This window comes from Kouleothrix sp., from assembly GCF_046328425.1.
In the GTDB taxonomy this organism is placed as follows: domain Bacteria; phylum Chloroflexota; class Chloroflexia; order Chloroflexales; family Roseiflexaceae; genus Kouleothrix.
This window is the reverse complement of sequence record NZ_JAXLWP010000039.1, coordinates 44,792-63,054: the sequence shown is the minus strand read 5'-3', so window position 1 is coordinate 63,054 and position 18,263 is coordinate 44,792. Positions and strand designations below refer to the sequence as shown.

General features: G+C 70.0%; 16 protein-coding genes and 1 pseudogene. 5 read left to right on the top strand and 12 right to left on the bottom strand.

Features of this window, described 5'->3' with window-relative positions; all coding sequences use genetic code 11:
- Positions 1–438, top strand: a pseudogene (locus U0177_RS26480) (serine protease); the annotation flags it as partial.
- 98 nt (positions 439–536) lie between these two features.
- On the opposite strand, the gene U0177_RS26475 reads toward U0177_RS26480, so the two are convergent.
- On the bottom strand, positions 537–1,016 hold the full coding sequence (locus U0177_RS26475) for a GNAT family N-acetyltransferase (RefSeq protein ID WP_409573686.1): 480 nt from the start codon (positions 1,014–1,016) through the stop codon (positions 537–539).
- Between the two features lie 213 nt (positions 1,017–1,229).
- Here U0177_RS26475 and U0177_RS26470 point away from each other — a divergent pair, with 213 nt between their 5' ends.
- Positions 1,230–1,595, top strand: a complete 366-nt coding sequence (locus tag U0177_RS26470; protein WP_409573685.1) for a DUF1304 domain-containing protein — start codon at positions 1,230–1,232, stop codon at positions 1,593–1,595.
- 54 nt (positions 1,596–1,649) lie between these two features.
- Here U0177_RS26470 and U0177_RS26465 read toward each other — a convergent pair whose 3' ends face one another.
- Positions 1,650–2,255: an NADPH-dependent F420 reductase gene (locus U0177_RS26465; protein ID WP_409573684.1), complete on the bottom strand. Its 606-nt coding sequence runs from the start codon at positions 2,253–2,255 to the stop codon at positions 1,650–1,652.
- Between the two features lie 273 nt (positions 2,256–2,528).
- Here U0177_RS26465 and U0177_RS26460 point away from each other — a divergent pair, with 273 nt between their 5' ends.
- Positions 2,529–3,137 (top strand): TetR/AcrR family transcriptional regulator, encoded by a 609-nt coding sequence (locus tag U0177_RS26460; protein WP_409573683.1) that lies wholly within the window; start codon positions 2,529–2,531, stop codon positions 3,135–3,137.
- Between the two features lie 151 nt (positions 3,138–3,288).
- Here U0177_RS26460 and U0177_RS26455 read toward each other — a convergent pair whose 3' ends face one another.
- Complete coding sequence (locus U0177_RS26455) at positions 3,289–4,500, bottom strand: heme-binding domain-containing protein (protein ID WP_409573682.1); 1,212 nt, start codon at positions 4,498–4,500, stop codon at positions 3,289–3,291.
- A gap of 340 nt (positions 4,501–4,840) precedes the next feature.
- On the opposite strand from U0177_RS26455, the gene U0177_RS26450 reads away from it, so the two are divergent.
- Entirely contained in the window at positions 4,841–6,880 is a 2,040-nt protein-coding gene (locus U0177_RS26450) for a YjhG/YagF family D-xylonate dehydratase (protein WP_409573681.1), read from the top strand.
- Positions 6,881–7,003: 123 nt separating this feature from the next.
- Here U0177_RS26450 and U0177_RS26445 read toward each other — a convergent pair whose 3' ends face one another.
- From U0177_RS26445 to U0177_RS26420, 6 genes are all read right to left on the bottom strand, one after another.
- Positions 7,004–7,714: a FadR/GntR family transcriptional regulator gene (locus tag U0177_RS26445; protein ID WP_409573680.1), complete on the bottom strand. Its 711-nt coding sequence runs from the start codon at positions 7,712–7,714 to the stop codon at positions 7,004–7,006.
- A 161-nt stretch (positions 7,715–7,875) separates the two neighbouring features.
- Positions 7,876–9,834 (bottom strand): beta-L-arabinofuranosidase domain-containing protein, encoded by a 1,959-nt coding sequence (locus U0177_RS26440; RefSeq protein ID WP_409573679.1) that lies wholly within the window; start codon positions 9,832–9,834, stop codon positions 7,876–7,878.
- Positions 9,835–9,963: 129 nt separating this feature from the next.
- Complete coding sequence (locus U0177_RS26435; protein WP_409573678.1) at positions 9,964–11,220, bottom strand: phosphopyruvate hydratase; 1,257 nt, start codon at positions 11,218–11,220, stop codon at positions 9,964–9,966.
- Positions 11,217–12,233, bottom strand: a complete 1,017-nt coding sequence (locus U0177_RS26430; RefSeq protein WP_409573677.1) for a phosphotransferase family protein — start codon at positions 12,231–12,233, stop codon at positions 11,217–11,219. The genes U0177_RS26435 and U0177_RS26430 overlap by 4 nt, the downstream gene beginning before the upstream one ends.
- Before the next feature lie 2 nt (positions 12,234–12,235).
- On the bottom strand, positions 12,236–13,204 hold the full coding sequence (locus U0177_RS26425) for an NAD-dependent epimerase/dehydratase family protein (protein ID WP_409573676.1): 969 nt from the start codon (positions 13,202–13,204) through the stop codon (positions 12,236–12,238).
- A gap of 65 nt (positions 13,205–13,269) precedes the next feature.
- The gene (locus tag U0177_RS26420; RefSeq protein WP_409573675.1) at positions 13,270–14,091 is read right to left on the bottom strand and encodes a metallophosphoesterase family protein; all 822 of its coding nucleotides are present in this window, start codon (positions 14,089–14,091) and stop codon (positions 13,270–13,272) included.
- A gap of 256 nt (positions 14,092–14,347) precedes the next feature.
- Between U0177_RS26420 and U0177_RS26415 the strand changes: the two genes are divergently transcribed.
- Positions 14,348–14,857: a nitroreductase family protein gene (locus tag U0177_RS26415; RefSeq protein ID WP_409573674.1), complete on the top strand. Its 510-nt coding sequence runs from the start codon at positions 14,348–14,350 to the stop codon at positions 14,855–14,857.
- A gap of 216 nt (positions 14,858–15,073) precedes the next feature.
- On the opposite strand, the gene U0177_RS26410 is transcribed toward U0177_RS26415, so the two are convergent.
- The 3 genes from U0177_RS26410 to U0177_RS26400 form a co-directional block, all read right to left on the bottom strand.
- Positions 15,074–16,000: an RNA polymerase sigma-70 factor gene (locus U0177_RS26410; protein ID WP_409573673.1), complete on the bottom strand. Its 927-nt coding sequence runs from the start codon at positions 15,998–16,000 to the stop codon at positions 15,074–15,076.
- Between the two features lie 21 nt (positions 16,001–16,021).
- Positions 16,022–17,212 (bottom strand): NAD(P)/FAD-dependent oxidoreductase, encoded by a 1,191-nt coding sequence (locus U0177_RS26405; RefSeq protein ID WP_409573672.1) that lies wholly within the window; start codon positions 17,210–17,212, stop codon positions 16,022–16,024.
- A 120-nt stretch (positions 17,213–17,332) separates the two neighbouring features.
- Positions 17,333–18,262: a hypothetical protein gene (locus U0177_RS26400; protein ID WP_409573671.1), complete on the bottom strand. Its 930-nt coding sequence runs from the start codon at positions 18,260–18,262 to the stop codon at positions 17,333–17,335.
- Between the last annotated feature and the right edge of the window lies 1 nt (position 18,263).

Genomic DNA, 18,263 nt, shown 5'->3' with positions numbered 1-18,263 from the left:
AACGATATGATGGTATGCCGGCTGTACGATCCGATCGGCGCCACCACGGGCTACTTCGGCGCCATAACCTACCAAAGCCGCTGGGAAGATTGGAATGTTTGGTCGATGTGTGGCTACCCCTACGACCGTGGCGAAAGCCGGCCGACCTACCAGGGCGGCATCCCCGTGCGCGACGACGACGACGGCGACGATATTCGGCTGCCCGACGGCGGCGAGTGGGACACCGCGCAGATCGAGAACGAGGCCGACGAGGCCAGCGGCGCGAGCGGCTCGCCGCTATACTCGTGGTTCGACAATGGGCAGCTGTACGCAATCGGCGTACACCACGGCACAGAAACCGATTACATCTTTCCGTTCAGCAGCGAAACGCTTTCGGCCGCCGCCGGCGGGCCTGGGCTGCCGGCGATCATCAACTGGGCGCGCGCGAACTGGCCCTGATCGCCAGAAAGGGAAGTGCGAAGGGCATAACCCCTCGCACTTTCCTTTTCAGACAGGTTTCAGCGCGATGTGCGGCGGTAGCGAGCAAGCATCGCCGCCTAATCGAGCCGCAGAAACCACTCCTCGGTGGTGGGGCCGCCCTCGACGGCGGCCCACGAGTCTTCGCCGCGGATCACAAACCCGCACTTTTGCAGCACGCGCAGCGACCCGGCATTGTGCTTGGCGACATAGGCATACAGCGGGCGGGCCGGCAGCTGCGCTAGCAATAGCGCCAGCGCGCGGCTGGCCACGCCGCGTCCCCACAGCTTGCGGTCGATCCAGTAGCCAATCATCGGCTTTTCGTCCTGCACGAAGCAGGCAATGCTGCCGGCCACCTGGCCATCGAGCAGGATCGTTCTGTTGACCACCGTGGGGTCGGCGCGGATCTTGGCCCAGTGCGCCATAAATGCGTCGCGCGGCCGCGCTGGGAATGCGGCCATGCGCGTGGCCTCAGGGTCGAGCTGGTGCTCGAACAGGATCGGCAGGTCGTCGTCGATCACGTCGCGCAGCGCGACATCGCCGGTGGGCGGGTGGGTCATAGCATCCTCTGCGTATAGCGCGCCGCTAGCCAGCAGGCGGCGTGGCTGGCGAAAAGATGCGCCTATTATACCAAGCGAGAATCGAGAGATCCACCTGCCGGCGCCCCTGAGCCGATACGGCGTCTGCCGCTCTCCCAAGCGAGGTTGCAGGCCCCCGCGTATCGCAGCACTTCGGCTATAATTGCGCCGCACACACACAAAGAAAGGAACCGTATGCTCGCCGGCATCAGCAAAGCCCTGGTTGGCCTGGTCGCGCTCGAACACGTGTATATTCTGTACCTCGAGATGTTCGGCTGGACATCGCCGCGCGTCCGGCGGATCTTCGGGACGACGCCCGAGTTCGCGCAGGCCAGCAGGGCTCTGGCGGCCAACCAGGGGCTGTACAATGGCTTTCTGGCGGCCGGGTTGCTGTGGAGCCTGCTGCACCCCGACGCCGGAACCGGCCGGCAGCTGGCGCTGTTCTTCCTGGGATGCGTGCTGCTGGCCGCGCTGTTTGGCGGGCTCACGGCCAAGCGCTCGATCCTGTGGGTTCAGGGCGGCCCGGCGCTGCTGGCCCTGCTGGCGCTGCTGGCGAGCTAGCCGCACGGGCGCGACGTATCGCGCCCGTACCGTGCCTGTGGATCGAAGCCTGCCTTAGCGCGTGAGCATTTTGAAGGCGAAGCCGCGGCCATAGCCGGCCTGGTAGGCCAGCAGCCCCCAGAATCTGGCGAAGTTCTCGGTGAGCGGCGCGCTGGCGATGCCGCCGACGTCGACTGGCACGACGCCCAGGTCGTGCGCGAGCTGGATGGCCGCCTGCTTGGCCGGCGGGTCGTCGCCGCAGATAAACGTCTCGACCGCCACACCGCCATAGATCGGGTCGGCCAGCACTTCCCAGGGCGTCGCGTTGAACGCCTTGGCAATACGCGCGCCCCCAGCCGCGTGCGCCACAGCCGCTGCCGCCGAGCCAAAGCCTGCGGGCGCCCCACCAAACGCGTTCGTCGTATCGATGAGGATTTTGCCGGCGAGATCGAGCGCGGGCAATGCCGCGAGCGCAGCGTCGAGCGGCAGCGCCACAATCACCACCTCGCCGAACGCCGCGGCCTCGGCGAGGCTGCCCAGCCGCACGCCCGCGCCGGCTACGGCCTGCGCCTTCGGGCTGGCCGGGTCGCGCACGCCGACGAAGATCGAATGGCCGTGCTCAGCCAGGCGCCGCGCCAGCGTCCCGCCAATATTGCCGGCGCCTAGAATGCCGATCTGCATACTCTTTGCTCCTTATAGACACGAGGTACGCGGTGTTCTTCCACGTCGGAGGCTTGGCGGGCGCAAGCCCTCCAAAATCACTCTTTGTGGCTGGTCGCGGCCGTGGCCGTGGCCGCGACCAGCCAAAAAAATGGGATAAACGCTCTAGAAGACACGCAATTATAATACAGCTCGGTATAGTAACCTGTCAACCAGCTTGCGGCCGGCAAGTCGCGGCGTTACAATAGCCGTAGCTCCAATGCACCTTCGTTCTGTTACACGCCGGTGAACCCGATGACTGCTGAGATCGACGCGGGCGCTACGCGCGGGCCAGGCCGGCCGCGCGAGCCTGCTACCGACGCGCGTATCCTCGCGGCTGCCCTACGCCTGATGGCGCAGGGTGGCTATGTGCGCATGTCGATGGAGGCAGTGGCTGCCGAGGCGGGCGTGACCAAGCCGACGATCTACCGGCGCTACACCAGCAAGATCCAGCTGGCGTTGGCGGCGATCGTGGCATTCTGCGATCAGGATCCGCCGCGCTCCAGCGGCGCCACGCGCGCCGACCTGGTGGCCCAACTGCGGCACCTGCGGCGCGCGCTCGGCCGGCCGTATGGCATGGCGCTGCTCGGCACGGTGCTGGCCGAAGAGCACGAGACGCCCGAGCTGCTCGCGAGCTTTCGCGAGTACCTGGTACACCCGCGCCGCACAGCAGTGCGCGCCATTCTCGAGCGCGCGCGCGCCCACGGCGAGCTGCCGGCCGGCGCCGACCTGACGCTGGCGATCAACATGCTGATCGGCGCCTACTACGCTCAGTACCTTGCCGGCGAGCCGTTCGCCGACGACTGGGCCGAGCGCGTAGCAGACCAGGCGCTGGCGAGCATCGGCTGGGCCGGCACCGGCTAGCGCTCTAACGGGTGGGCGGCGCCTCCGAATGGCAGGGCATACACGGTACGCACGAGCTTCCCTGCCCCGATTGTGGCGTAGGGCGCCACAATCGGGGCGCTATAAAGCACAAAGCGCCGCGAAAAGGCGTGCCTGGCCGAAACAAAATCTATTAAGGCAGGCTATTTGCCAGGCTCTGCTGCAAGCCCTGGGTCAGCTGGGCCTTCTCCTGATCAGACAGCCGCGCATCGGGATGCATGATCAGGTAGTCGCTGGGCGGCATCGCGCCGTTGCGGATCTGCTGTCCGATCTCCTCGGCCATGCGCGTGGCGCGAAACCCTTGCAGCCGGTTCAGCTCGGAAAGATTCAGGTGCGAGCGGCCCTCGCTGATGTGGTTGCTCAGCAGCCACGAGCCCGGCGCGATGTAGCCATACCACGGCCAGACGCTCTCGTTGCTATGGCAGTCCATACACGCGCGCCGCGCCAGCTGCTGCGTGCCCTGCGAATCCCACCGGATCGCGGCCTGCGCCGGCGGGTTGCTGCGGTTGACCGGCACAAACTGGGCCAGCGCCAGGCCGACGATGGTGATCGCCACCGAGCTGAAGATCGCCTGCCCGGCCTCGCGCCGGGTATCGGCCGGGGCGGGCGCGGCTGTGTCGGGTGTGGCTGCGGCGGCGGCGCGGGCGCGCCGCAGCGTGGCCCACTCGGCCACGCCGAAGATGCCCATCAGCACTACGCCGGCCACCAGCGGCAGCGGCGAGGCGTTGCGAGCGCCAGGCCCGCCTTCGAACTCGGGAGGGCCGCCCTGGGCCTGCTGGTTTTGCGTGTTCTGCCCGCCACCCTGGCCGCCGGCCGCGCTAGGCTGGCCGGTGAGCACAAGCACCAGCGCGGCGGCCAGCGCCAGCCAGGCGATCGCGCTGAGCACGGCGGTGGCGCCCAGCGCCGCAAGCACCCTGCGCGCGGCCCGCGCGCTCAGCGGCAGCCGAAAGATGGCTACAAACATCGCGAGAATACTGAGCATGCCGCCAGCACCAAGCCAGATCACGGTAAACCCGCCGATCGTGCCGATCTGCGCGATCAGCAGCAGCACGCCCACAAGCGTGAAGCCCAGCAGGTAGGCCGGCAGCACCAGCAGCAGCTTGCGCCAGCGGCTGGCGGCCGGGCGTAGCGCGGCGGCTACCGCGATCAGCGCGGCGGCGGCAAAGATACCCAGCGCGGCCAGGCCGGCAGCGACCACAGCGCCGTTGCGCGCCGCCGTCAGGCCGGCCGAGCGATAGCGAAACCACAGCGGAAAACTCGCCACCATGCCGCCGGCGAACGCCAGCAGGCACAACACCGCGAACACCATCGTCAGGATCAGGGGCAGGCGAAATCGAGCGTTCATGACATTCCTTTTCATGCACAACCAGCGATGTCCGATCAACACCGTTTGCGCGGCTGGCGCAACAGCGGCACACCAAGCGGCATCCGCCACAGGCAGCGTTCAGCCGACATGGGCCAGCGCGAAGATCTTTGTGATAGGATAGGCAGATCAGCTCGAGTGTACTCAGAACTTGTTCAGAAATTGTTAGGAAAAGATGAAGAAACAATGTGAACATGATACGTTACCTTGGGCATAGTTTCATTCATACCAGCTACACGCTGGCGCGCGCAGCCTTCGGCATAGCTGAAGCACGCCTTGTCGTTCGGTGCGGCCTTGGAAACTCACAGGAGGAGCATACGCTATGAGCACCCCCAACCTCGACGCCATCCTGGGCGCGGCCAGCCAGGCTGCGCAGACGCGCCTGTTCGGGCCGGCGCGCGAGGGGCGCCTGCCGCTGACGCCGGATATGCTGCGCAACGAGCCAAGCGGCAACCTGTTCGGGCTTACCCAGAATGTCGCGATGGGCTGGGACCCCGACGAGGTGAACCGCAAGCAGTTCCTGATTGTCAGCACCCACGGCGGCCTGCGCGGCGAAGATGGCTCGGCGATTGCGCTGGGCTTTCACACCGGCCACTGGGAGATCAACCTTCTGGTGCGCGAAGCCGCCGAAACCCTGCGCGCCGAGGGGGCCATCCCGTTCGCGGTGGCCTGCTCGGATCCCTGCGATGGCCGCAGCCAGGGAACCACCGGCATGTTCGACAGCCTGCCGTTTCGCAACGACGCGGCCCAGGTGATGCGCCGGCTCATTCGCTCGCTGCCAACCCGCAGCGGCGTCATGGGCGTCGGCACCTGCGACAAGGGCCTGCCGGCGGTGATGGTGGCGCTGGCCGGCTCGGGCACGCTGCCGGGTATCGCCGTTCCCGGCGGGGTAACGCTGCCCGCCCACGGCGCCGAGGATGCCGGTACGATCCAGACGATCGGCGTGCGCTTCGCCAACGACCTGATCAGCCTCGACTACGCCGCGACCATGGGCTGCCGCGCCTGCGGGTCGTCGGGCGGCGGCTGCCAGTTCCTGGGCACCGCCGCTACCGCGCAAGTTGTCGCCGAGGCGCTTGGGCTCACGCTGCCGCACGCCGCGCTGGCGCCCTCGGGCGAGCCGGTGTGGCTCGACATGGCCCGGCGCTCGGCGCTGGCGCTGCTGCGGCTGGAGGCGCTGGGCATCCCGCTTGGCCGCATCCTCACTGCCCAGGCGATCGAGAACGCTATGGTGGTGCACGCGGCGTTCGGCGGCTCGATGAACCTGCTGCTGCACATCCCGGCGATCGCCTACGCCGCCGGCCTGCCGCTGCCCACCGTCGAAGACTGGAACCGCGTCAACCGCGCGACGCCGCGCCTCGTCGACGCACTGCCAAACGGCCCGCGCAACCACCCGACGGTGCAGGTGTTCATGGCCGGCGGCGTGCCCGAGGTTATGCTGCACCTGCGCGACATGGGGCTGCTGCATCTCAATGCGCTCACCGCCAGCGGGCAGACGCTGGGCGAGAACCTGGAGTGGTGGGAGCAGAGCGAGCGCCGCCAGGTGGCGCGCGCGCGCCTGGCCGCCGCAGGGCAGATCGACCCGGCGAATGTGATCATGGACGCCGACCGCGCGCGTGCGGCCGGGCTCACGCCCACCACCGTGTTCCCGGTGGGCAATATCGCCCCGCACGGCTCGGTGATCAAGGCCACCGCGATCGACCCGTCGATCGTCGGCCCCGGCCAGGTGTACCAGCACCGTGGCCCGGCGCGCGTGTTCACCAGCGAGAAGGACGCGATGCGCGCGATCAAGGGCCAGAGCGAGCCGCCGGTGCGGCCCGGCGACGTGATCGTGCTGGCCGGGATCGGGCCATCGGGCACCGGCATGGAAGAAACCGCGCAGGTGACGATCGCGCTCAAGATGCTGCCGTGGGGCAAGCACTGCCCGCTGCTCACCGACGCGCGTTTCTCGGGCGTCTCGACCGGCGCGTGCATCGGGCATATCGGCCCCGAGGCGCTGGCCGGCGGGCCGATCGGCCGGCTGCGCGACGGCGACCTGATCGAGATCAGCATCGACCGGCTGAACCTCTCCGGCGCGGTAAACTTCCTCGGCCCCGACGGCCGCGAGCTGCCGCCGGCCGAGGCCCAGGCGCTGCTCGACGCGCGCGCGCCGCACCCCGGCCTCGCGCCCGACCCGCGGCTGCCCGACGATACGCGGCTGTGGGCCGCGCTCAGCGCGGCCAGCGGCGGCACATGGCGCGGCTGCATCTACGATGTCGACCGGATCATCGAAGTGCTGCGCGCGGGCATGGCCGCGCTTGGCGAGCCCGACGCCATCCCCGCGCCGCCGGCCGGCCCAGCCTACAGCCGAGCGCAGAGCGAGTAGCAGCAGCTCCGTTTGACCAGTTTCTTTTTGCCCTGGCCTGCCCGGCTTTGCCGGGCAGGCCAGGGCAAAGTTCGAAGCGGCAATGCCGCCCCGAACCCCCACCGCTGCCGCAGGCAGGCACGGCTATGGCTCGGCGGCAGCGGCGGCGCGCAGCCCCTGCTCGATCTGCGTCAGGTGCTGGCGCATCGCGGCGCGCGCCGCCCCGGCGTCGTGGGCGTTGATCGCCGCCACAATCAGGCTGTGATCGCGCTGCGCCTGCAGGCGGATCGCGTCGATCTGGATGGTGCGCGCGCGGCTGCGCTGGCTCAGGTGGCGAATGCTGGCCATGAAGCGGTTCATGAACGCGTTGCCGGCCGCCTCGGCGATCAGCTGGTGCAGCTCGACATCCAGCGCGACCAGCAGATCCGGCTGGTCGGGGCTTGCCTGCATGGCGCGCAGGCAGCTATTCACCTGCTCGAGCTGCGCCGGGCTGATGCGCTCGGCCGCCACTGCCGCCAGCTCGGGCTCCACCAGCAGGCGCGCCTCGAGCAGCTCGAAGATCGTCGCGTCGTCGAGCGACAGCAGCATGTCGAGGTGCTCGACCAGCGACTCGGGCGCGAGCGAGGCCACATAGCTGCCGCCGCCGTGGCGCGTGCTGAGGATGTTCATGTAGGCCAGCGTGCGGATGCCCTCGCGCAGCGACGGCCGGCTCACCCCCAGCGCCTCGGCCAGCTCGCGCTCGGCGGGTAGCTTGTCGCCCGGGCGCAGCTGCTTGCTGCGGATCAGCTCGACAATGCTGCGCACCACCTGGTCGGCAATCGCGTCGCGCTTGAGGGCCGGGTAGTCTGGTGCCATCTTGTGCTCTCTGTGCGAGCGCCAATATAGCAATCCTATCGGATTCATAAAGGGGAGAAGATTTTTCTTTGGGGACTGCGCCCCGCTGGCCCCTGCTTTTTATGACTCATTTAGGATTGCTATACCGCGCCCGTGCGAACCCCCGGGAGTTGAACCAGGCGCTAGCGAAACGTTGCCTGGCGCAGAATGCTGGCGCCGATCGGCACGAGCCGCGCGGCGACCGGCTGGCGATCGGCTGGGCGCAGCAGCGTGGTGCGCAGCGCCGGGGCGCCGGCCCACGGCCGCTCGGGGTCGTGCGCGCCAGGCTCGATTTCGAAACCAGCATCGGGCGCGAGCGCGTACTCGGCCGGCTCGCCAGCCGCCGGCTCGTAGTAGATGTCGGTGAAGCCCGCGACCGGGTAGGCGCGCCCCGGCTGCTCGAGGGCGGCGATCGGGCGCACATACAGCAGCGGCCCGTAGCTCACCACGCGCTCGCCCGACGGCAGCGCGTGCAGCGCGGGCGCGGCGGCGAAGCCCAGCCGCACTTCCTCGCCGCCGCGCCACACCCGCCGGATGCCGATCAGCTCGCCCGCCTCGGCGCCGGCCGCCGCGCCATCGAGCGAGCAGCTGTAGCCGGTGGCCCAGCCCGGCCGCCGGAACGCCAGCTCAAACTCGACCGGCCGCGCAACCTCGACGCTGAAGCTGATCGCCAGCTCGAAGGGGTAGCTGGTCGTTTCCAGAATACGCACCGCCACGCCGCCCACCTCGGCGTTCAGCTCGCACGGGCCATACAGCGCGGCCACCAGGCCGCCGGGGCTGCGCAGCCACATCGCTTTCACATAATACGGGTAGATCCGGCCGGCGTTCGGCACGCAGCATACTGCCACATCCTGGTGGGCGGGCGAGTACTTGTAGCGCGTCTGCGGGTGATCGGGGTCGACCGGGTCGTCGGCGTGCAGCCTGCCAGTCATCGAGAACGAGCTGTCGGTCTTGAGGTAGGCGATCGCGCTGGCCTCGGGGTGGCGCGCGCCCTGGCCGGCGTTGAACAGCAGCCACTCGGCGCGGTCGGCCCAGGCCATGGCGCCGCGCTTCTGCAGCAGGTGCGTGTACGAGTCAAGCAGCTCGTGGATCGAGCAGTACTCGTAGCCGGTGCTGGTGGCGTCGGCCACACGCCCGCCGATCCACTCGTCGCCGATTGGGCCGCCGCTGGGCGCCAGGCAGCGGCCAAGCTTGGCCAGAAACGCGTCGAGCGCGCGCTCGAGCTGCGGGCTGCCCGAGGCGTACAGCGCGGCCAGCAGCGCGCGCAGGTGCTCGTAGGTGTGCACGCCGTGGCCCTTGAACGGGCGCGCCGGGTCGAGCAGGTTGGCGTAGCTCGCGTCGTCCTCGGGTAGCTCGCTCTGGCTGTACTCGGCGTAGAGCCAGCCGGCGTACGCGAGGTAGCGGGCGTCGCCGGTCAGCTGGGCCAGCCGGTCGAGCGCGTCGGTGAAGGCCAGCCCGTGGCCGACTCCGGCGTAGGGCCGCTCGAGCGCGAACGGGTGCGACCGGCCGATCGGGTAGGCCTGCATGGTGCGCTGGGCCGCCCGCTCGACCGCCGCGAGCACGCGGGGCTCGCCGGTGGCCTCGTAGTAGCCCAGCAGCACGCGAAACAGCGAAGCCTGCGCCCACAGCTCGCCATTCTCACCGCTCAGCCTGAAGCGCAGATCGGGCGCGTAGATCCCCAGGTAGCCGTCGGCGTCCTGCGTCGCGAGCACGCGCTCGACATACGCGCGCGCCGCGGCCAGAAACGCCGGGCTCCCGAGCAGCAGCGCCGTGCGCACCATGCCATCGCGCCAGTTCGACTGCGTTTCGCTGTTCCACCACAGGTACTGCACGTGCCAGGCGGCCTCCTGCGCGGCCACGCCCAGATCCTTGCGCGTCACCGCCGCGCTCAGCCGGTTGGCGCCGTAGATATCGTCGTCGCGGATCAGCTCGGGCACCAGCGCGTCCAGGCGGCCGACAAAGCCGTCTTCCAGGTCGCGGCGCATCTGGCGCTCGATCCAGCCGCGCGGGCGCACCTGGCCCAGCGGCAGCCAGGCGTAGGCCTGCGGCAGCGGGCGCCCGGGCGCGAACGGGTCGGTTGGCAATGCAGTATCATTCGTCATGGTGCTCCTGATTCCAGTGGGCATGATGTGCTCAGCCATCTCGGTGTGCGATTCGCCTTGCTCCGCGCGGCAAATCGCACACCGAGGAATAATCAAGAACCGCTCTACCGCAGGCGGGATGCCAGGGCGCTAGCTCAGGCGCAGGCCATATTCCGCCTCGAGCTCAAGCAGGCGGTTGTACTTGGCCAGCCGCTCCGACTGCGTCACCGAGCCGACTTTGATCTGGTCGCCGCGCCAGCCGGCCGCCAGGTCGGCCAGCCAGTCGTCCTCGGTCTCGCCGCTGCGCGCGCTGACGATCACGCGCCAGCCGGCGGCGCGCGCCAGCCGCTTGGCCTCGCGCGCCTCGCTCAGCGTGCCGATCTGGTTCACCTTCAGCAGCAGCGTGTTGGCCGCGCCCGCCTGGACCGCGCGCTCGATCCGCGCCGGGTTGGTGCACAGCAGGTCGTCGCCGACGATCTGCGCGCTCGCGCCGAGCTGGCCAAGCAGCGTGGGCCAGCTGGCCCAGTCGTCCTCGGCCAAGCCGTCTTCCACGCTGGCGAGGCCGTAGTCGGCAGCCCAGCGCGCGATCTGAGCGATCATCGCCGCTGCGTCAAGCGCGCACCCGCCCAGCATGTAGCGCCCGCCCTCGTAGAAGTGGCTGGCGGCCACGTCGATCGCCAGCGCTATGTCGCGCCCTGGCCGCAGCCCGGCACGCGCAATCGCCGCCAGCGCGTCTTCGAACATCGCCTCGATCGCCGGAAATGGCGGCGCCAAGCCGCCCTCGTCGGCGGTGAGCAGGCGCATGGCGTAGCGCTCGCGCGCGATCTCGGCGGCACACTGGAACACCTCGGCCGCCGCGCGCATGATCTCGGCCATGCTGCCGGCCATCGGCATGATCAGCAGATCCTGGATGGGCACCTGCCCGCCGGCGTGCTTGCCGCCGCTGAACAGGTTGATCATCGGGCGCGGCAGCCTGGGCGCGGCGCCGCCGTCCAGCCCGGCGGCGTAGGCAAACAGCGGCTGGCCGCGCTCGGCGGCGCAGGCGCGCGCGAACGCCAGCGATACCGCCAGCGTGGCATTGGCGCCTAGCCGCGCCTTGTTTGGCGTGCCGTCGAGCGCGGCCAGCCATGCGTCCAGCTCGGCCTGCCCCGCGAAGGTGCGCCCGCGCGCCGCGGCTTGGATCTCGCCGCTGATGTTGCCCGCCGCCTGCAGGCAGCCCAGCCCGCGAAAGCGCGCCATGTCGCCGTCGCGCAGCTCGAGCGCCTCGGCGGCGCCGCGCGACGCGCCCGAGGGCACCGAGGCGCGCCCGCGCGCGCCAGACGCCAGCTCGCAGAACGCCAGAACCGTCGGGCGGCCGCGGCTATCGAGGATCTCGAGGCCACGCAGGTTGGCGATTGAGTAGCTCATGGTGCAATGCTTTCGATAAACTGGCTGATGCAGGCCGGCACGCTCGCGGGCGGCCGCGCGATCAGGCCCAGCGCGGCCCGTAGCTGGCGCTCGCGCTCGTCGGCAGACAGGTACTCCAGCGGCGAGCGGCCGGCTACCCGCGCTAGCAGGCAGGCCGCCAGGTGGCGCGCGGCGCGCTGGCCGTAGTTCGCGCCAAAGCGCTGGGCCACCACGCCGCTGTACTCGCTCCAGAAGGCGTGCGCCGCCTGCACGAACGCGCCGCGCCGCGCCGGAAGGTGGTGCGCCTTGCTCAGCAGGTGCGTCAGCGCAAACCCAACATCAAACGCCGGGTCGCCCCAGTGGATCACTTCGTGGTCGAGCAGGATCAGCCGGCCGCCGTGCACCAGAATGTTCTTCGGGCTGTAGTCGCCGTGGACGATCGCCAGCCGGCTGGCGCGCGTGTCGGCCACCAGCGCGGCCACGAAATCGGCGGCGGCCGGCGCCTGCTGCGCGGCGTAGAGGTAGTACGGCTCGATCCGCAGCGACTCGAAAAAGCCGCGCTCGCCGAACAGCGCGGCGAAGCGCCCGGCCTGGTCGTGCGAGCGCGCGTGGATCTGGCCGAGGATCGCGGCAAACTGCGCGACGTGGGCCGGCTGCGGGCCTTCGGCCAGCAGCAGCTGCTTCCAGTTCGCGTGTGGCTGCGGCACCGCCGCCATCGCCAGCAGGTGCTCGGCGTCGTCTTCGAAGATCAGCGCCGGGATGCTGCCGGGCGGCGCTAGCTCGGGCAGCGCGCGCAGCCCAAGCGCCTCGCGGTGCACGCGCGCCGGGTCGCTGAACCAATCGACTTGCACGCGCAGCTTGGCGAGCGCCTGCTTCAACACCCAGCTAACCGCCGGCGGGTGCTCGACCAGCACGGTGCGGTTCGAGACGCCGCCGGCCAGCACGCTGATACGCGGGCTGGCGCCGGCGGGGATGTGGCCCGCGCGCCGCAGGTAGTCGGTCAGCGCGGCCGGGTCTTCGATATCGAGCGCCATGGCTACTCCGGCCTTGCCAGCCGGCCGTCGGCCAGCGCGCGCTCGAAGATCTCGAGCGTCTCGGCGATGCCCTGCTCCAGCGGCGTGTCGTAGACCTGCGGCATGCTGGCGCGCAGCCGCGTGTCGTCGAAGCCCTCGGGGAAGGCTAGCGGCGCGTCGGCGGCGCTGATCTGCGCGCCGGGGCGCAGCCGCTGCACGCTCGCCACGAACTCGGCGACGCTGGCGGGGCGCGTGCCAAGGTTGAAGGTGTTGGCGCCCGGCAAATCCGCGCGCGCGGCGTCGATAAACTGCCGCGCGACATCCGAGGCGTACTGGAACTGCATCACGCCGCCGAAGCCGATGTGGAACGGCACGCCGGCCGCCGCCGCCAGCACGGCTTTGGTCGGATCGCTGGTGAGCCCCTGGTCGCGCCCGGCGCCGTACACCACATACGGCCGCAGCCCGACGCTGGCGATGCCGTGATCCTGCCAGTAGACGTGCGCAATGCCCTCGCACGCGACTTTATAGACGCCGTAGAGCGTGTGCGGGTTTGGCGGCGCGTCGTGGGGCATCAGCCCTGGCGCGTACTCGCTGGGCGCGCCATACACCGCGATCGACGAGGCGTGCGCCAGGTGCTTGACGCCGGCATGGCGCGCCGCTTCGAACACATTCACCGTACCAACGACATTCACTTGCGCGCCGGCCACCGGGTTGGCGCGGCAGAACGGCACCTGCAGCGCCGCCAGGTGCACGATATGCGTCACTCCGTGCGCGCGCACCGCCTCGGCTACCTGCCGCGGGTCGGTCAGGTCGCCCTGCACAAATACAATCTCGCTCTGCTCGGCGCGCGACAGCAGCAGGTCGAGCCGCGCACGGTTCGCGCTCAGGTCGAAGCCAACCGCCCGCTGGCCCTGGCGCGTGAGGTGGTAGAGCGCCCAGGCGCCGATGCAGCCCATCGCGCCAGTGACAAGGTAGGTCGCACCTGTGTCCATACGTTGTCTCCACAAGTGGTAAAGTGGTCAGACAACTTCTATAGTATGGCCAAAGGCGAGGCTTGTCAATTCGGGCCAGGCAGGATCTCGCGCAGGTAGTGCTCGAGGCCGTGGCTGTCGCGGCGCTGACGCGGGTAGCCGAACGACACCTCTTCGAAGCGCACGCCATCGCGCCAGTGCGTCTTGGGGATGTGCAGGTGGCCATACACCACGGCCAGCGCCCGAAAGCGGGTATGCCAGCGCTCGGTGCGGCAGGTGCCGCACCAGATCGAGAAGCGCGGCGTCAGCGGCAGCCACACCAGGTCGTGGCGCAGCGGGAAGTGGCCAATCAGCACCAGCGGCGCCTGGCGCGCGGCCTCGGCCAGGCGCTGCGCGGTGGCGGCAGAGCGCGCCGCGCACCAGTCGGCCCTGGAGGGGTATGGGTCGGGGTGCAAGTATTCTTCGTCGTTGCAGGCCACGCCGCTGGCGCCGGCCCAGCCGAGCGCGGCGCCGGCGGGCACGTCGGCGGGGCGAAAGGTGTAGTCGTACAGCGTGAAGATTGGCGCGAGCAAGCATGCAGGCCCGGCGCCAGGCCAGCGCACGTATGGGTCTTCGGGCGTCAGCACGCCATGCGCGCGGCAGATCGCCACCAGGCGGCGGTACTTGGCCTCGCCGCGCAGGCCGCCCGCGTCGGTTGGCGGCGTCCACAGATCGTGGTTACCGGGCGTCCAGATCAGCCGGGCGAAGCGGCGCGTAAGGATTGCCAGCGCGTACTCAAGGTGCACCTCGCGCTCGCCGATGTCGCCGGCCAGGATCAGCCAGTCGTCGGGATGCGGCGGCAGCGCCTCAAGCGCCGCGCGGTTGGCGCGGTAGCTCAGGTGCAGGTCGCTGATCGCGTACAGTTTCATGCGCGGCGCCGTGCGCAGTGCCGGCCGCACACGGCGGCCTCGCGCGGCCGAGCCGCCGCCGGCACATAGCCCGCGCAAGCCTGTGTCGTTGCCATGCTGCCTCCTCAGTCTGGGGTTCCTGTGCTATTATACCAACCTGGCCCAATCCCCGAGCAGGGCTGATACAGCGACGCTGGATCTCGCCCCCAAACCCCGCCGAACGGGTAGCGTTCGGCAGAGCGGTGTTTAACCGCAAGAGCAGGGAGGAGCAACGCATATGGACGTGTTTGAGGCAGTGCGTACGGTGCTGGCGGTGCGGCGCTATCAGGATCGCCCGGTGCCCGCCGACGTGGTCGCGCAGATTGTCGAGGCCGGCAGGCTGACGGCCAGCGGCATGAACGCGCAGCCCTGGCACTTCATCGTGGTCGAAGACCGCGCGACGCTCGGGCAGCTCGGCGCGCTGGCGCGCACCGGGCCGTACGTGGCCCAGGCGCCGCTGGCGATCGTCGTGGCGATCGAATCGACGCCGCTGGCGGTGTCCGACGCTAGCCGCGCCATCCAGTCGATGCTGCTGACGGCCTGGGCCGCCGGCGTGGGCTCGAACTGGGTTGGCTTCAGCAGCCTGGGCGCGGTGCGGCCGCTGCTCGGCCTGCCCGACACGCTCGACGTGCTGGCGATCCTGCCGTTCGGCTACCCGGCTGACGCGGTCGGCCAGGGCAAGAAGGAGCGCAAGCCGCTGGGCCAGGTGGCCTCGCGCGAGCGCTTCGGCCAGCCGTTCGAGGGCTAGGCCCGGTAGGTTTCAAATAGCTAGGATTTTCGCAGTTGGCGTGCTCAGCCTTCGGCAGGGCGGTTCTTTCCTTTTGGACGTGACCATTTTCCGCGCTCCGCGCGGAAAATGGTCACACGATGATCAAAAATACCGTGCTGCCGCAGGTGCCATGCACGGCTTCAGGAAGCCGAACAGTGCAACGTCGATGCTCACCGTATTTGAAAGGGATTGGCCCTAGCCCAGCTCCGGCAGGTGCGGCGCCGCGGCCGGCGGCCCGACGCGCGCCGCCAGGTGGGCCAGCTTGGCGGGATTGCGCAGGATATTGATCGCGGTAATGCCCTCGGCGCCACAGCTGAAGATCACCACCGTCGACAGCAGCTCGCCCTCCCACATCAGCAGCCCCGGCTCGCCATTGAGCCACTCTGCAGCGAAGCGCACCGCCGGCCCCTCCAGTGCCGCGACCCGCTGCATCAGGTGGGTCACCAGCCGGGCGACATTGGCGGCCCCGTGGATGGGCCGCATGGCCGCTTGCGCCACCCCGCCGCCGTCGCTCACGCACACCACCTGCTCGGCGAGCAGCGCGGTGAGCTGCGGCAGATCGCCCTCGCGCGCCGCCAGCAGAAAGCCCTCGACGAGCCGGCGCTGCTGCTCCGGCGGCGCGCGGAAGCGCGGCCGCTGGGCGTCGAGGTGGCCGCGCGCGCGGTGGTAGGCCTGCCGGCAAGCCGCCGCGCTGCGGCCGATCATCGCGCCGATCTCGTCAAAGGGGAACTCGAACGCCGCGTGAAGCAGAAAGACCGCCCGCTCGATCGGGCTGAGCTGCTCGAGCAGCAGCAGCATCGCCACCGACACAGCCTCGTCGCGCTCGACCTGCGCCTCGCCGGCGCCGCCCGACGGCGGCTGCACCAGCGGCTCGGGCAGCCACGGCCCGATGTACTGCTCGCGGCTCACGCGGGCGGCCTTCAGCCGGTCGAGGCACAGCCGCGTGACCACCGTCGAGAGAAATGCTCGCGGCACGCGGATCTCGTCGCCCGGCGCCGCCATCGCGCGCAGATACGCATCCTGCACGGCATCCTCGGCCTCGCTGGCGCTGCCGAGCATGCGGTAGGCGATCCCGAAGAGCAGCGGGCGTTGCGCTTCAAATTGCTGAACATCGAGAGCCATCTCGCTCCTCCGTGCTGAGTGTCAGGCTGCCGCCGGCGCCGCCGCCCACCAGCCGCCCCCGCCGCGCCATTGGTAGAGCGGCAGGGCGGTGCGCAGCTCGCCACGCACCGTCGCCAGCGTCATCTGGCAGATCAGCTCTTTCACAGTAGCCCCGGCCCGGCCGCTGATGATCCGCTCGACCGGGCGGTCGAGCCGGTCGGTGAACTGAAATATGCCGCTGTGGCGGCCCAGGCTGACGCAGCGGCCAGGGAAGCCGAACTGAAACGGCCGGAGCGCCTCGCCGGACAGCAGCGCGGCGGCATTCTCGCCGGCATGGGCGCCGAGCGGCATCGCCGAGACACAGCCCATGCGGATGGCCCGCCCTGCGTCGCCGGCCGCCGCGCTGTCGCCCGCCACAATCAGCGTCGGGTTGCCGCGCACCTGCAGCGTGGCGGAAACTACGGCGCGGCCCTGCGCGTCGACGGGCAAGCCCGACTCGGCCAGCAGCGCGGGCGCCGCGAAGCCGCTGGCCCACACGCACCGATCGTACGCCAGCGCCTCGCCGCTCGCAAGCCAGGCCCGCCCCGGCTCCAGCGCGACCACCGGGCTGCCCTCGCGGATCTGTACCCCCAGGCGCGTGAGGCTGTCGCGCAGATACTGCCTCCCCACAGCGCTGAAGTCGGCGCCCAGGGTTCCGCTCATCGCCAGGGTGACGCGCAGCCCCGGCAGCTGCTCGGCCAGCTCGGCCGCCGTCTCGATCGCAGTCAGCCCGCCGCCAACGATCAGCGCCTGGCCGCCGCGCGCCGCCAGCGACCGCAGCTCGGCGCCAAAGGGCGCCACTGCGGCGGGGTCGTTCAGGCGCAGCGCATATTCGGCCACGCCCGGCGCAGCCGGCACGCTGGCGCTGCCCAGCGCGACAATCAGCGCGTCGTAGCCGAGCCGGCGCTCGGCCCCATCCGCCGCGATAGACACCTCCTGCCGCGCCGGGTCGATGCCCAGCACCCGCGCCTGCACAAAGCGGCCACCCCGCCGCGCGAGGGCCGGGCCGTAGGCCAGGCCGGGCGGCGTCGCGCCCGCCAAGGCCTCGTGCAGCCTGATACGCTGCACAAACCCCGGGCGCTGATCGACCAGCGTGATCTGCGCGTTGCCGTGGCGCGCCACCCGCGCCGCCGCCAGCATGCCGGCGTACCCACCACCAAGCACCAGCACCCGCGCCATTGTTCGCGTACGCATAACGTCGCTCCTTTCTGATACTGTGGGCGACCCCGCTGCCCCTGCCTCCGTACCGGGCAGAGCCAGCAGCGGGCGCGCCAACGCAATCAGGACGAGCGAAGCGCCACGAATGTGACATGGCTATGCACTTGGGCCGGCCTCCACCGGCGCATCCTGGCTGGCCGGCAAAAACGCCAGCACCAGCGGAAAATCAAATTGAAAGTAGCCGGCCGAGATCACCAGCGGGCGCAGCCACACCCGCTCGGCGGCCAGCGCCACCTCGATCGTCACCGCTGGGTGCAGCCGCCGCGCGCTCGGGTCGGCGTCGAAGGCGGTGTCGGCGCGCACGCCGCGCCAGTGCTGCTCGAACTCGGGCAGCGCCATCAGGCGCTCCACCAGGGCCTGGTACCATGGCTCGAACTGGCAGAGCATGTTCGCCATCTTAAAGGCGTAGATCGTCTGCCGGGCCATGCGCGTCCACGACGCGCGGTTGCCGATCAGGTTCGGCCACAGCGGCAGCGCCGGGTCGAACAGCAGGTGCAGCACATTGCGCTGCTCGGGCGCGATCGCCGCGAGCTGCGCCGGGCTGATCGCGAACGAGTCGAGCATGTGATCGTTCTGGTAGTGGATGCTCCAGTCGCGGTTGATCACCATCGCCGGGATGTTCAGCTGCCGGGCGACGCCGATCGCCACCGGCAGCAGCTCGCCGAGCCGCCCGCCGGTGAGGTACGGCGGCACCGGCGCCAGCTGCGCCGCCAGCAGCAGGTGGTTGCGCTCGTGCAGGGTGCAGTTGAGGTAGCCGGCGATCTCCATCACGATCTCGCGGCGCGGCGGCCGGGTGATCCGACCCTGGCGCATCTGCTTGTAGCTGCTGTAGACCATGTCTTCCAGCTCGGTGCGGTGCCAGCTGCGCGGCCCCCAGGCGTCGTCGCGCCAGCGCGGGCTGCCTGGCGCGGCCTGCTGCTCGGCGCGCCGCCGCTCGAGCAGCTCTTCGACCGCAGCGACAAACTCGCGGCAGTCGGGGTGCACGCGCGCGAGGTTAGCTGCCTCGGGGCCGGCGGGCCTGGTCACG